Annotated in this window: 13 protein-coding genes; 4 read left to right on the top strand and 9 right to left on the bottom strand. The window is 67.5% G+C overall.

The annotated features are described in order from the left end of the window. Positions 1-194 precede the first annotated feature (194 nt). Both ACZ6DL_RS13675 and ACZ6DL_RS13670 read right to left on the bottom strand, forming a co-directional pair. The gene (locus ACZ6DL_RS13675; protein ID WP_011207048.1) at positions 195-611 is read right to left on the bottom strand and encodes a helix-turn-helix domain-containing protein; all 417 of its coding nucleotides are present in this window, start codon (positions 609-611) and stop codon (positions 195-197) included. Positions 612-970: 359 nt separating this feature from the next. Continuing rightward, entirely contained in the window at positions 971-2,134 is a 1,164-nt protein-coding gene (locus ACZ6DL_RS13670; RefSeq protein WP_466051008.1) for a steroid 3-ketoacyl-CoA thiolase, read from the bottom strand. 102 nt (positions 2,135-2,236) lie between these two features. On the opposite strand from ACZ6DL_RS13670, the gene ACZ6DL_RS13665 reads away from it, so the two are divergent. After that, positions 2,237-3,538, top strand: a complete 1,302-nt coding sequence (locus ACZ6DL_RS13665) for a cytochrome P450 (RefSeq protein ID WP_466051007.1) — start codon at positions 2,237-2,239, stop codon at positions 3,536-3,538. Positions 3,539-3,592: 54 nt separating this feature from the next. Here the strand turns inward: ACZ6DL_RS13665 and ACZ6DL_RS13660 are convergent, their stop codons facing one another. The 5 genes from ACZ6DL_RS13660 to ACZ6DL_RS13640 are packed head-to-tail and all read right to left on the bottom strand — an operon-like array spanning position 3,593 to position 8,091. Beyond that, entirely contained in the window at positions 3,593-4,012 is a 420-nt protein-coding gene (locus ACZ6DL_RS13660; protein WP_466051005.1) for a nuclear transport factor 2 family protein, read from the bottom strand. Positions 4,013-4,037: 25 nt separating this feature from the next. After that, complete coding sequence (locus tag ACZ6DL_RS13655) at positions 4,038-4,922, bottom strand: TIGR03619 family F420-dependent LLM class oxidoreductase (RefSeq protein WP_466051307.1); 885 nt, start codon at positions 4,920-4,922, stop codon at positions 4,038-4,040. 5 nt (positions 4,923-4,927) lie between these two features. Continuing rightward, positions 4,928-6,094, bottom strand: coding sequence for a thiolase domain-containing protein (locus tag ACZ6DL_RS13650; RefSeq protein WP_466051003.1), 1,167 nt, complete (start codon positions 6,092-6,094; stop codon positions 4,928-4,930). Beyond that, complete coding sequence (locus tag ACZ6DL_RS13645) at positions 6,091-7,128, bottom strand: thiolase domain-containing protein (protein ID WP_393234457.1); 1,038 nt, start codon at positions 7,126-7,128, stop codon at positions 6,091-6,093. Before ACZ6DL_RS13645 ends, ACZ6DL_RS13650 begins: the two co-directional genes overlap by 4 nt. Positions 7,129-7,140: 12 nt before the next feature. Continuing rightward, positions 7,141-8,091 (bottom strand): Zn-ribbon domain-containing OB-fold protein, encoded by a 951-nt coding sequence (locus ACZ6DL_RS13640; RefSeq protein WP_466051001.1) that lies wholly within the window; start codon positions 8,089-8,091, stop codon positions 7,141-7,143. Positions 8,092-8,221: 130 nt separating this feature from the next. On the opposite strand from ACZ6DL_RS13640, the gene ACZ6DL_RS13635 reads away from it, so the two are divergent. Next, entirely contained in the window at positions 8,222-9,259 is a 1,038-nt protein-coding gene (locus tag ACZ6DL_RS13635) for an LLM class F420-dependent oxidoreductase (protein ID WP_466050999.1), read from the top strand. Positions 9,260-9,341: 82 nt separating this feature from the next. Further along, positions 9,342-10,880: an acyl-CoA synthetase gene (locus tag ACZ6DL_RS13630; RefSeq protein WP_466050998.1), complete on the top strand. Its 1,539-nt coding sequence runs from the start codon at positions 9,342-9,344 to the stop codon at positions 10,878-10,880. A 107-nt stretch (positions 10,881-10,987) separates the two neighbouring features. Here ACZ6DL_RS13630 and ACZ6DL_RS13625 read toward each other — a convergent pair whose 3' ends face one another. Beyond that, complete coding sequence (locus ACZ6DL_RS13625) at positions 10,988-11,986, bottom strand: sigma-70 family RNA polymerase sigma factor (protein WP_040864632.1); 999 nt, start codon at positions 11,984-11,986, stop codon at positions 10,988-10,990. Between the two features lie 183 nt (positions 11,987-12,169). Between ACZ6DL_RS13625 and ACZ6DL_RS13620 the strand changes: the two genes are divergently transcribed. Beyond that, positions 12,170-12,589, top strand: coding sequence for a VOC family protein (locus ACZ6DL_RS13620; protein ID WP_466050996.1), 420 nt, complete (start codon positions 12,170-12,172; stop codon positions 12,587-12,589). 63 nt (positions 12,590-12,652) lie between these two features. Here ACZ6DL_RS13620 and ACZ6DL_RS13615 read toward each other — a convergent pair whose 3' ends face one another. After that, positions 12,653-13,435, bottom strand: a complete 783-nt coding sequence (locus ACZ6DL_RS13615) for a crotonase/enoyl-CoA hydratase family protein (protein ID WP_466050994.1) — start codon at positions 13,433-13,435, stop codon at positions 12,653-12,655. Positions 13,436-13,459: the final 24 nt, after the last annotated feature.

The raw sequence follows: 13,459 nt of genomic DNA, 5'->3' as shown, positions 1-13,459 counted from the left end.
GGGGGGAAAGAAAAACCACCCGGGGGTGCATTCCTCGAACACAGGATCGGACCCAAAAAATGACTTGGCGGTTTTTTGTCCCCAATTTTTGGGGGGCACGCCCCCGCGCCGGTTGTGTGCTGTGCCCGCTTACGCGCGCATAACACAGCACAGTGCGACCCTGGGGGCCGCACTGTGCTGCCGTGCAGGAGAACCTATTCGGTGCCATCCGGAGGAATTTCGGGCAAGCCCTCGCTTGCCCGCAACTTCTCCGCCATAGACGTGAGCAGATTCTGTGATTCTTCGGACAAGTCGAACGCTCTACTCGACAGCCGTCGCAGTCCATAGCCCTGCAGCTGGGACAGCAGCTCCAGATCGTGATCGATCTTGGCGGCATAGATGTCGTTGAAGAAGTAGTCCGGCTTGACTTTGAAGAACTTCGCCAGGGCGGCCACCGTCTCATCCGACGGGTTCGTCCGTTGTCCCGACCGCAACTGCGACAGGTACGGTTTCGAGATCGGATGTCCGGAGGCCGTCAGCGCCGCCGCAACCTCCGCGTTGGTGTGCGGCTTACGCCCCGGGGGATGCACGGTTTCGAACAGCTTGTTCAGCCGCGCCGCGAAATCAGCCATTGTGAGCCGCCCAATTCCCTTCGCTGTACTAACAGTCGTTATCTCGGATACGTATCATTGATATTAGCGGCTCAGTAACTGAAAACCTACGCCTGATTCCGGATTTCCTTGAAGCTTCTAGGTCGGATGGCGGCGAAGGGGCTGGGACGGTCGGGTTTGCGGGTCACCCCAAGGCCTCTCGAGAACCCGCGGTACGAACCGGTTCTGGCCCGTCGCTGGGGTCTCGGGAGAGGGGGTCTTGATAGCCGCAAGATAGCTGACATCTCATGAACTGGGCGGTACATGGGTTTGTGTGGCGTACGACACGTTTGCGCCCGTGGGGGATGAACGTTCAACCAACGCACGCGAAATGGTTGAAGTCACAAACGTTCGATGATCGTTCCTGTCGCGAGTGCGCCACCGGCACACATGAGAACCATTGCGGTACTGCGATCGGAGCGCTCCAGTTCGTGCAAAGCCGTTGTGATGAGACGCGATCCGGTGGAGCCGACCGGATGTCCGAGGGCGATGGCACCGCCGTTGACATTAACCCGGTCCATGTCCGGCTGGTGTACAGAGGCCCACGAAAGTGCGACCGACGCGAACGCTTCATTGATCTCGAAAAGGTCGATGTCGCCGATATTCATGCCGGACCGCTCCAGCAGCCTGCTGCACGCCTGCACCGGGCCGTCGAGGTGGAACTCCGGCTCCGCGCCGACCACCGCTTGGGTGACGATCCGCGCACGCGGCCGCAATCCGGCTCGCTGCGCTGCCTTTTCGTCCATCAGCAGCACGGCGGCGGCGCCGTCGGAGATCTGCGAGGACGATCCGGCGGTGTGCACGCCGCCCTCCAGCACCGGCTTCAGCTTGGCCAGGCCCTCGACGGTGGTCTCGCGCAGGCCCTGATCTCGCGACACATCGAGCTTTTCGCCGGTGGGGTTGCCTTCCTTGTCGACGGCGGGCGCGGTGACGGTGAGCACCTCGCGATCGAACCGGCCTTCCGTCCATGCCTGCCCGGCCAGGCGCTGCGAGCGCGCGCCGAACGCGTCCACATCCGCGCGAGTGATACCGCGCCGCTTGGCGATTCGTTCGGCTGCCTCGAACTGGTTGGGCAGGTCGATGTTCCACGAGGCGGGCCTGCGCGGCCCGGCGTTCTCGCCGACGTTGGCGCCCAGCGGAACCCGGCTCATCGCCTCCACGCCGCAGGCCATGCCGATCTCGATGGCGTCGGCCGCGATCAGGCCCGCGATCAGGTGGTTGGCCTGCTGGGCCGATCCGCACTGGGTGTCGATCGTGGTGGCGCCGACCTGCCAGGGCAGGCCCGCGTGCAGCCAGGCGACCCGGGTGACGTTGTTGGACTGCTCGCCGGCCTGGGTGACGCAGCCGCCGATGACCTGTTCGACCAGTGCCGGGTCCAGATGTGCGCGCTCGAGCAGCCCGCGCTGGGCCGCGCCCAGCAGTTCGGCCGCGTGCAGCCCTGACAGCCAGCCGCCGCGCTTGCCGATCGGGGTGCGTGCGGCCTCGACGATCACGGGTGTGCCCATGTCCAACCTCTCTTTACGGGACAGAAAACTGAAACGCGTTCATAGCACTTGCCAGGGGCGGATCTGTCCGGTTTCTTTCCTCATTCTCGCGCCTGTGCTTCAATGATTATAGAACGTGTTTCAGTTTGTCGAAGGAGACATCTGGTGGTAGACACTCGGAATGCCCGGCCGAATCTCCCGGACGGGTTCGACGTTACGGACCCGGACATCTACGCCGAGCGTGTTCCGGTCCAAGAGTTCGCCGAACTGCGCCGGACGGCGCCGATCTGGTGGAACCCGCAGCCGCCGGAGGTCAGCGGCTTCCACGACGACGGCTTCTGGGTGGTGAGCAAGCACGCCGACGTCAAGGAGGTCTCGCGGCGCAGCGATGTGTTCTCCAGCTACGAGAACACCGCGATCCCGCGCTTCAACGACGACATCGCCCGGGAGCAGATCGAACTGCAGCGGATCGTCCTGTTGAACATGGACGCGCCCGAGCACACCAAGCTGCGCAAGATCATCTCGCGCGGCTTCACCCCGCGCGCCATCAACGGCCTGCGCGCGGAGCTGTCGGCCCGCGCCGAGTCCATCGTGAAGGCGGCCGCCGAGGCGGGCTCCGGTGACTTCGTCACCCAGATCGCGTGCGAACTGCCGCTGCAGGCCATCGCCGAGCTGATCGGCGTCCCGCAGGAAGACCGGATGAAGGTCTTCACCTGGTCGAACGACATGACCGGCTACGACGACCCGGAGAGCACCGCCGACCCGGTCGCGGCGTCCGCCGAGATCCTGGGTTACGCCTACCAGATGGCGGCCTCCCGTAAGCAGTGCCCGGCCGACGACCTCGTCACCACGCTGATCGAGGCCGATGTCGACGGTGACAAGCTCAGCGAGGAGGAGTTCGGCTTCTTCGTGATCATGCTCGCGGTCGCGGGCAACGAGACCACCCGCAACGCCATCTCGCACGGCATGATGGCGTTCCTGGAGAACCCGGACCAGTGGGAGCTGTTCAAGAAGGAGCGCCCGGCCACGGCGGCCGACGAGATCATCCGGTGGGCCACGCCGGTCACCTCGTTCCAGCGGACCGCGCTGGAGGACACCGAGCTCGGCGGCGTGCAGATCAAGAAGGGCCAGCGGGTGGTCATGCTGTACCGCTCGGCCAACTTCGACGAGGACGTCTTCGACCACCCGGAGAAGTTCGACATCATGCGCACGGACAACCCGCACCTGGCCTTCGGCGGCACCGGCGCGCACTTCTGCATCGGGGCGAACCTCGCCCGGCTGGAGATCGACCTGATCTTCAACGCCATCGCCGATCATCTGCCCGACATCAGCAAGATCGCCGACGCGAAGCGGCTGCGTTCGGGCTGGCTGAACGGCATCAAGGAGTTCCCGGTCGACTACAAGACCTGCCCGGTCGCGCACTGAGACGCGAGAAAGGGCCCTCGCACCAGCACGGTGCGAGGGCCCTTTCGTATGACCTCAGCCGACCGGACGCGCGGTCTTCATGGCGCGATCGACCTCCCAGAACGCACGCAGCGCGGTGATCTTGCCGTCGTCGTCCACCCGGTAGGTGAACACGCCGTCGGCGTCGATCAGGTGCCCGCCGATGGTGCTGCGGATGGTGCCGGTGAAGGCGACTTCGTTGCCGCAGGCGAACGAGTCGCCGAACAGGAACTCGATCAGCTCGGTCTTCGCGATGGCCATGTCCCAGAACGCGGCGATGGCGTCGGTGCCGCGGTGGCCCTTGCCCTCCGGATCGAAGCCGGACGGGCCGATCGGGTCCTCCACGATGCCGTCGGCGGCGAACAGCGCGACCCAGGCCTGCTTGTCCCGGGCTCGCACGGCGGCCTGCGAGGCCAGGCCGGCAGCCCTGGCCGGATGCTCGGTTGTGGTGGTCATAAGGCCTCCCTCGGCCAGCGGGTCGTCATCGTTCGGCGAGGACGGGTTGGGCGATGTACTGTTCGGCGAATTTGCGCAGCGAGTCCTGCTTGGCGGACAGTTCGCCGTCGAATCCGATGCCGTCGGCCAGCCAGGGCACCACGATCGCGTCGGTGACGCCCGCGTCGGCCAGGTCCTGATAGCCGGCGCGGCCGAACCGGTCGACGCACACCGCCTGGATCTCGAACGGCCCGCCGGATCGGCCGAACTCGGCGCGCAGCGCGTCGAGCTTGCCGATGGTGCCGCGCAGCTCCTCGTAGGTCATCATCGCCGAGGTCCAGCCGTCGCCCACCCGCGCCGCGCGCCGCAGTGCCGCGTCGGTGTGCCCGCCGATGTAGAACGGCACCGGCTCGCTCGGCGCCGGGCTGATCTGCAACGGATCGAAGTCGAAGAACTCGCCGTGGTACTCGGCCATGCCACCGGCCAGTACCAGTTTGATGACCTCGATCATCTCGTCCACCCGGGCGCCGCGCCGCGCGAAGGGCACCCCGCACCACTCGAATTCCTCGGGCGCCCAGCCGATTCCGACTCCGAAGCCGAAGCGGTTACCCGACAGGTTGGCCACCGAGCCGACCTGCCGGGCCAGCAGCAGCGGATTGCGGGAACCCAGCTTGAGCACGTTCGTGTAGAAGCGGATGCGGCTGGTGACGGCCGCCATGGCGGTCGCGCCGATGAGCGGGTCGACCCACGGCGTGTCCGGGCCCCAGAATCTGCTGCCGTCGGCGGTGTAGGGATACTTCGCCGCCGCCGACTTCATGTAGAACAGCGAGTCCGGCAGCGCGATCGACGAGAACCCGCACTTCTCGGCGGTTTTCGCGAGTTCGGTCAGCTGGTCCAGTGGACTCAGCGCGATACCGACGGTGAACTTCAGCGGTGTCACCGCCGCTCCGATCCGACCACCCACATCGAGAAATACTGCGACCCGCCGCCGTAGGCATGGCCGAGCGCTTTACGCGCGCCCTCGACCTGATAGTCCCCGGCCCGCTGCATGACCTGCTTGGCGGCCTCGGCGAACCGGATCAGCCCGGAGGCGCCGATCGGGTTGGACGAGAGCACGCCGCCGGACGGATTGACCGGAAGAGCGCCGCCGATCTCGGTCTCGCCCTTGTCGGTGAGCTTCCATCCGTCGCCCTGCGGCGCGAAGCCGAGGTTCTCCAGCCACATCGGCTCGAACCAGGAGAACGGGACGTAGATCTCGGCCACGTCGATCTCTTCGAGCGGGTTGGTGATACCCGCCGTCTCCCACAGCGCGGCGGCCGCGTCCCGGCCCGCCTGGGGATTGACCTGGTCGCGCCCGGCGAAGGTGGTCGGCTCGGTGCGCATCGCGGTGGCGTGCACCCAGGCGACCTTGCGGCCGGTGGCCTCGACCGCCTCGGCGGCCTCCGCGTCGCCGAGCACGATCGCGCACGCGCCGTCGGAGGAGGGGCAGGTCTCGTCGAAGCGGATCGGATCCCACAGCATCTGCGAGGCGAGCACCGATTCCATCGTGATGTCGGGCTGCTTCAGATGCGCGAGCGGGTTCTTGGCGCCGTTGCGGCGATCCTTCGCCGCGACCATGGCGCCGATATGGCCCGGTGCGTTGGAGCGCCGGATGTAGGAGCGCACGTGCGGAGCGAAGTACCCGCCCGCGCCCGCACCGACCGGCATGGTGAACGGGACCGGAATCGACAACGCCCACATGGCGTTCGACTCCGACTGCTTCTCCCACGCCACCGCGAGCACGCGCTTGTGCACGCCCGCCTGCACCAGATTGGTCGCCACGATGCCGGTGGAGCCGCCCACCGAACCGGCGGTGTGCACCCGCAGCAGCGGCTTTCCGGTGGCGCCGAGCGCGTCCGCCATGAACAGTTCGGGCATCATGACGCCCTCGAATCCGTCCGGCGCCTTGCCGACCACGACCGCGTCGATATCGGCGATGGTGAGACCGGCGTCGGTGAGCGCACGATCGATGGCCTCGCGGCACATCCCCGCCATGGACACGTCGGTCCGTTTCGTCACGTGATGGGTTTGTCCGGTGCCGAGCACCGCCGTTGGCAAGCTCATCGGTTCTCCGATCCCAAGACGGTCACAAGGTTCTGCTGAAGCGCGGGGCCGCTGGTGGCATGGGCCAACGCGCGATTCGCCGAGCCCGCGATGATCGCCTCGGCCGCGAAGCCGATGCGCTCCAGGCCCGCGGCGAACATCGGGTGGGCCGCGAGCGCGCCGCCGGACGGATTCACCTTCGTGCCGTTCTTCAGCCCGATCGCCTCGGCGAGGATCAGTTGCTGATGACTGAACGGCGCGTGCAACTCGGCGATGTCGAAATCGCTGACGTCACCGCCGGTGACCGCCTTGGCCGCGGCCGCCGTCGACGGCGAGACGGTGAGGTCGCGCGCACCGAGCACGGGAGTATCGATTCGATGCGCCATGCCGGTGATCCACGCGGGGCGCTCGCACAGTTCGCGAGCGCGGTCGCCGACGGCGAGCACGATCGCGGCCGCGCCGTCGGTGATCGGCGCGATGTCGTGCGCGCGCAGCGGATCGGCGACATAGGGCTGGTCGAGCAGGCTGTCGGCGTCGCCGGACTCGCCGGCCGCCACGGCCGCCATGTCCCGTTCGGTCCAGCGTCCGGCGTCGAGACCGGCGCGAGCCTGCAGGCCCGCGATCGACCAGGCGTCCGGCCACAGCGGCGCGACGACGTACGGGTCCAGCTGCATGGTGAGCACCTGGCGCAGCGTGCCCGCGGAGGACTTGCCGAAGCCGTACACCAGCGCCGTCTTCGCCTGTCCCGAACGCAGTTTCACCCACGCCTCGTACAGCGCCCAGGCCGCGTCCATCTCCACGTGCGATTCGTTGATCGGCGGCACCGCGCCGATGGCGTCGATCGCGGAGATGAACGAGAAGGCCCGTCCGGCAAGGTAATCGGACGAGCCCGAGCACCAGAAGTCGATATCGGACTTGGTGATGCCGAGCCGGTCGTAGAGCTGCTGGAAGCAGGGCACCAGCATCTCGACACCGTTGGTGGTGCCGAAGGTCTCCGGCACGTGCGGCGCGTGGGCGAAACCCACGACCGCGATGTCGGTGGCGTTGTCAGTCAACGTGCGCCTCTCTCAGAGGTGATGGGAGTAGGTCTCGTAATCGGCGTCCGGCTCGCCGGTGGGACGGAAGTGGTCCACGTTCTCCAGGCCGTAGCCCCACTCCTCGCGCGGCTTCCACACCGCCTCCACCCGCATGCCCATGCGCACCTCGCTCGCGTCGCAGCCGAGCACCAGGTGCAGCACCGGGATGTCCGCCCCGTCCAGCAGCACATAGGCCGCGACGTACGGCGGCTTGATCCGCTGCCCGAGGAACGGCACGTTGACGATGCAGAAGGTGGTCACCGTCCCGCGGTCGGACAACTCGATGTACTCGTCGGTCGGCCTGCCGTCGGTCGGGTTCGCGCCGCGCGGCGGGAAGTAGACCTTGCCCTCGGCGTCGGTGCGCGCGCCGATCAGCTTGCCTTCGGCGAGTCCACGCAGGTAGACGGTCTCCTGCGGCGAGGCGGTGTGCTTGTAGGACAGATCGACCGGCGTGACGAGCATGGTCACCGGCTCGGCTCCGGCGGACGCCACCGGCGCGGCGGACTTCTCACCCGGCTCGAAGCAGACGATGTCGCGGATGCTGCCCTCGGTCTGCTCGGCCCACCGGGCGGTGACCCGCAAGCCTTTCCGGATGTCCTCGGGCCCGGCCACGTCGACCGCGTGCAGCAGCGTCGTGTCCGCGCCGTCCAATCGGATCAGCGCCCAGGCGAAGGGGCGGTCGAACGGCTGGCCGGGCAGCGGCTCGCGCACCCAGGTCCAGGATTCGACGGTGCCGGTGTCGGCGACGTCGACGAATTCGGTCAGCGGTTCGGCGGTGATCGGATCGTATTCCGGCGGCGGCACGATCACCCGGCCGTCCGAGCCGCGAGCGCCGACGATCTTGTGATCGCGCAACCGGGTCAAGAACGTCCCGATGGTGGAGCCGACGGAGCGGGTGTAGTCGAAACGCACCCGTAGGGGCGCGCTGAGTACATCGGGCACGGCCGCTGTGTTCAATGCCGTGCCGCTACCACTAGCGATTGCCGTGGATGCAGTATTCCCCTGAGTCACGATATCGAGTAGAACAGGTTCTAACTCTGGTGGCAAGCAGTTGACTGGAAAGGGGTCCGGCGTGAAGTTCGGATTGCAACTCGGGTACTGGATGGCCCAGCCGCCCGCGAACGCGGGGGAGTTGGTGGCGGCGGCCGAGGAAGCCGGGTTCGACGCCGTGTTCGCCGCCGAATCGTGGGGGTCGGACGCCTTCGGCCCGCTCACCTGGTGGGGCTCGTCGACGCGGCGGGTGCGCCTCGGGACATCGGTGGTGCAGATGTCGGCGCGCACGCCCGCGGCGACGGCTATGCACGCGCTCACCCTCGATCATCTCAGCGGTGGCCGCGCGATCCTGGGCCTGGGCGTCTCGGGTCCGCAGGTGGTGGAAGGCTGGTACGGCCAGCCGTTCGCCAAGCCGTTGCAGCGCACCCGCGAGTATGTCGGGATCGTGCGTCAGGTGCTGGCCCGGCAGGGGCCGGTCACCAGCGACGGCCCGCACTACCCGCTGCCCTATACCGGGCCGGGTTCGATCGGGCTCGGCAAGCCGCTGAAGCCGATCGTGCATCCGCTACGTGCGGATCTGCCGATCTGGCTGGGCGCCGAGGGGCCGAAGAACGTCGCGCTCACCGCCGAGATCGCCGACGGCTGGCTGGCCATCTATTACGCGCCACGGCTGGCCGGGATGTACAACGACTGGCTCGACGAGGGCTTCGCGCGGGCGGGGGCGCGGCGTAGCCGGGACGATTTCGAGATCGCCGCCAGTTGTCAGGTGGTGATCACCGACGACCCGGCCAGTGAGCTGGAGCGGATGCGCTGGATCATGGCGCTCTACATCGGCGGCATGGGCGCGCCCGAGCTGAACTTCCACGCCCAGGTCTACCGGCGGATGGGATACGAGCGCGAGGTCGACGAGATCGGCCGGCTGTTCCAGTCCGGCAAGAAGGCCGAGGCGGCGGCGGTGGTGCCGGACGAGCTGATTCTGGACACCGCGATCATCGGCGACGAGGAGCATGTCCGCAAGCAGCTGCGGGTCTGGGAGTCCGCGGGCGTCACCATGATGCTGGTGTCGGTTCCCGATGTCGCGCATTTGCATCGGCTTGCCCCCCTTGTCGAACAGTAGAACACGTTCTAGATTCAATGGGGTGACTGCCTCACCCGCCCCGTCGGCTCCGCCTCCTCACCATCCCCCCGCGCAGGAGTCAGTGAAAATTCTCGGTCTGTGGAACATCGCCGAAGCCGAGCCCGATCGGATCGCGATGGTCGATCCCTGGGGCCGGGAGGTGACGTATCGCGAATTGGCCACGCTCGCCAATCGCTACGCCACCGGCCTGCGCGGGCTCGGCCTGCAAACCGGTGACGTGCTGGTGAGCATGGTGCACAACAGCGTGGAGGCGATCGCGGCGTATTTCGCGGCCTACCAGTCCGGGTTGTACATCGTCGCGGTGAACTGGCATCTCACCGGTCCGGAGGTCGCCTACATCCTGGCCGACAGCGAGGCGAAGGCGTTCATCGCCAGCGATCGCTTCGCCGCCGCCGCCCAGGCCGCCGCCGACGAGGCGGGGCTGCCCGCGACGGCGCGCTTCGCGGTGGGCGAGATCGAGGGTTTCAAGTCGGTGGCCTGGCTCGGCGCCGCGGACACCGGGCGTCCGTCCGACCGCAGCACGGGCGCCCCCATGCTCTACACCTCCGGAACCACCGGGCGGCCCAAGGGAGTACGGCGGCCGCTCACCGGCGCGGACCCCGATGTCGTCCCGCCGCACACCACCGCGTTCTTCGGCCTGTTCGAGCTCGCGCCCTACGACGACCACGTGCACATCTGCGGCTCGCCGCTGTATCACACGGCGGTGCTGAACTTCGCCACCATCTCGATCCAGCTGGGCCACAAGCTCGTTCTGATGGATCGCTGGGACGCCGAGGACATGCTGCGGCTGATCGACAAGCACCGGGTGACGCACAGCCACATGGTGCCCACCCAGTTCCACCGCCTGCTGGCCCTGCCGGAGGAGGTGCGCGCCAAGTACGACGTGTCCTCGCTGCGCAGCATGGTGCACGGCGCGGCGCCCTGCCCGCAGGAGACCAAGCGGCAGATGCTCGAGTGGTGGGGTCCGACGGTCACCGAGTACTACGCGGCCACCGAGGGCGGCGGCACGGTGATCAACGGCACCGAGTGGCTGCGCAAGCCGGGCTCGGTCGGCAAGGCGTGGCCGTGGTCGGTGATCAAGGTGCTCAGCGAGGAAGACGGCTCCGAGGTGCCCGCCGGCGAGACCGGCCTGGTGTACATGCGAATGGGCGCTTCGAGTTTCGAGTACCACCACGACAAGGCCAAGACCGACGACTCGCGCGTTGGTGACCTGTTCACCGTCGGGGACATCGGACACCTCGACGAGGACGGCTACCTGTACCTGCACGACCGGCGCTCGGACCTCATCCTGTCCGGCGGCGTGAACATCTACCCGGCGGAGGTCGAGAACGTCTTGATCACCCACCCGAAGGTCGTCGACGTGGCGGTTTTCGGTGTGCCGCATCCGGATTGGGGCCAGGAGGTGAAGGCGGTCGTGCAGCCGGCCGCCGGAGCGGAGGGCGGCGACGCGCTCACCGAGGAACTGCTGGCCTTCGCCGCAACGCAATTGGCGAAGTACAAGATGCCCAAGTCGATCGACTATCTGCCGGAACTGCCGCGCGACCCGAACGGGAAGCTCTACAAGCGCAAGCTGCGTGAACGGTACATCCCCGCGTCCTGAGGAGACGAGGCGGCCGTGTAGCCGGTCCGCTGGGGCCGCGGCCCGGCCGCGCGACGACGCCGAAAGCGAATGCGCCCTTCACGAAGGGCGCATTCGCGCGTTCCGGGTCAGATACTCTCGCGCAGTTCGGGCGCGAGGCCGAAGAGCGGGAACAGCTTCTCGGTGTCGAGGAAGAAGTTCAGCCCGGCGATGGTGTCGCCGTCGAGTTCCAGCACGGTGATCGACCACGGCACCCACACGCCCGGCTCGTCGCCCGGCTTGTAGTGGCCGAAGGCGGGCAAGCCGTTGGCGCCCTCCAGGCGGACCAGTCGCGAATCGCGGCAAGCGCTTCCGTGGCCGAGCATGAACGCGGCGACGTTCTCCGGGCCCGAGATCCACAGCTCGATCGGCGGCATGGACAGTGCCACATCCGCTTTCAACAGGGTGGTGAGGGTGTCCATGTCGTAGGACTCGAACGCCTTGACGAAGTTGTCCACCAGTCTGCGCTGATCCTCGTCGGACTCGTCGAAGGTGTCGGTGGCGGCGGGCTGGACCTTGGACATGGTCGCGCGCGCCCGTTGCAGCGCGCTGTTGACCGACGCGGGCGACATGGTGAGCGCCTCGGCGGTCTCGTTGGCGGAGAAACGCAACACCTCGCGCATGATCAGGATCGCGCGCTGGGTGGCGGGCAGATGCTGGCAGGCCGCGACGAAGGCCAGGCGCAGGGTGTCTTTCGCGCTGGCGTGATCGGCCGGATCGGCGCCGAAGGCAAGCGCGTTCGGGATGGGCTCGATCCACACGTAGTCCGGCTGCGGTGCCGGCAGCGGCGAATCCGGCCGCGACGGACCGGACAGGTCCATCGGCCTGGCCCGGCGCTGCGGGCCGTCGAGCATGTCCAGGCAGACGTTCGTGGTGATCTTGTACAGCCAGGATCGGAGGCTGGCGCGGCCCTCGAACGAGTCGTAGGACTTCCAGGCCCTGGTCAGGGTCTCCTGCACCGCGTCCTCCGCTTCGAAGGAGGAACCGAGCATGCGGTAGGCGTACGCGCACAGCTCTCTGCGATGGGTCTCGAACGCGGCGAGCACCTCGGGAGCGAGGCCGGCGGAGGAGCCGGGCGAGTCGTTCATGGGTGTCACCATGCCACAGGCCACCGACACAGAACAGGACCGCGAACACGGAGGCGGTGCTGATCAAGATCGTTAAACCTGCCCGGCGTGTGGGATGCGACACCGACGCTTCCGCGATGAGTTCGCCGTCCGGGGCACGTCCTATCCAGTGACACGAACGGACTTGCTCGAGAGGAAGAGGCCATGAGCAGCAAGATGATCTTCATCAATCTCCCGGTCGCGGATCTACACCGGTCGATGGCGTTCTACGAGGCGCTGGGGTGGAAGGTCAACCAGGAATTCACCGACGACAACGCCGCCTGCATCGTGGTGGACGACAACATCTGCCTGATGCTGCTCATCAAGGATTTCTTCACCACCTTCAGCAAGCGGCCGGTGGCCGATACCAAGGCGGCGATCAACGCCGCGTACGCGCTCGCGCTCGGCAGCGCCGAAGAGGTCGACAGCCTGACCGAAGCCGCCGTCGCGGCGGGCGCGACCGAAGAGGTGAACGAGGACAAGCGGGCGCAGGAGGCGCAGGTCGGCATGCACGGCCGCACCTTCATCGACCCGGACGGCCACCAGTGGGAGCCGTTCTGGATGGACTACCCGGGCGCCAACTGAGCCCGGCGAGGGGTCGCCCCCGATGCGGGTGCGCATCGGGGGCGTCGGGCTCCGCCGGGATTCTCAGCTTCCGGTGAAAGAGGGCTTGCGCTTCTCCGCGAACGCCCGCGGCCCTTCCTTGGCATCCGCCGAGCGGAACACCGACATGCCGAGCTTGGCGTCGATCTCGAAGGCGTCCTCTTCCGGCATGGCCTCCGTCTCCCGGATGGTGCGCAGGATGGCCTGCACGGCGAGGGGTCCGTTGGCGGCGATCTGCCCCGCGATCTCCAGCGCCTTGTCCAGTGCGGTGCCGTCCGGGACGACGTGTCCGATCAGGCCGATCTCCTTGGCCTCGGCGGCGGTGAGGTGCCGGCCGGTGAGCAGGATTTCCGCGGCCACGGTGTAGGGGATCTGGCGGACCAGCCGCACAGCCGAGCCGCCCAGCGGGAACAGGCCCCACCGTGCCTCGGACACGCCGAATTTCGCGCTCTCCCCGGCCACCCGGATGTCGGTGCCCTGCAGGATCTCGGTACCGCCCGCGATAGCCGGGCCCTCGACCGCCGCGATCAGCGGCTTGGTCAGCCTGCGGCCCTTGAGCAGCGCTTCCAGCTTGGCCGGGTTCCAGCCGCCGCCCTCGATGGTGTCGCCGGGGTGCTCGGAGGTCATGCCCTTGAGATCGGCGCCCGCGCAGAACGCCCCGCCCGCGCCGGTCAGGATCGCGACCCGGATCTCCGGATCCTCGTCCACCTGATTCCAGGCGTCTTTCATGATCGCCATCATCTCCCCCGACAGCGCGTTGCGCGCCTCGGGCCGGTTCATGGTGACGATGAGGACATGGTCGCGCTTCTCGACGAGACAGTGCGGCATCGCTGATTCTCCTGACTTCGAGCC

This window comes from Nocardia sp. NPDC041819 (assembly GCF_055590505.1).
The sequence above is the reverse complement of the archived record's forward strand: the minus strand, read 5'-3'. Positions and strand labels throughout refer to the sequence as shown.

Bases quoted from the DNA above. Each gene is read 5' to 3' on its own strand.
- ACZ6DL_RS13675 (WP_011207048.1), bottom strand. From the start codon at position 611: ATGGCTGATTTCGCGGCGCGGCTGAACAAGCTGTTCGAAACCGTGCAT.
- ACZ6DL_RS13670 (WP_466051008.1), bottom strand. From the start codon at position 2,134: ATGGGCACACCCGTGATCGTCGAGGCCGCACGCACCCCGATCGGCAAG.
- ACZ6DL_RS13665 (WP_466051007.1), top strand. From the start codon at position 2,237: ATGATTATAGAACGTGTTTCAGTTTGTCGAAGGAGACATCTGGTGGTA.
- ACZ6DL_RS13660 (WP_466051005.1), bottom strand. From the start codon at position 4,012: ATGACCACCACAACCGAGCATCCGGCCAGGGCTGCCGGCCTGGCCTCG.
- ACZ6DL_RS13650 (WP_466051003.1), bottom strand. From the start codon at position 6,094: ATGAGCTTGCCAACGGCGGTGCTCGGCACCGGACAAACCCATCACGTG.
- ACZ6DL_RS13625 (WP_040864632.1), bottom strand. From the start codon at position 11,986: ATGAACGACTCGCCCGGCTCCTCCGCCGGCCTCGCTCCCGAGGTGCTC.
- ACZ6DL_RS13620 (WP_466050996.1), top strand. From the start codon at position 12,170: ATGAGCAGCAAGATGATCTTCATCAATCTCCCGGTCGCGGATCTACAC.
- ACZ6DL_RS13615 (WP_466050994.1), bottom strand. From the start codon at position 13,435: ATGCCGCACTGTCTCGTCGAGAAGCGCGACCATGTCCTCATCGTCACC.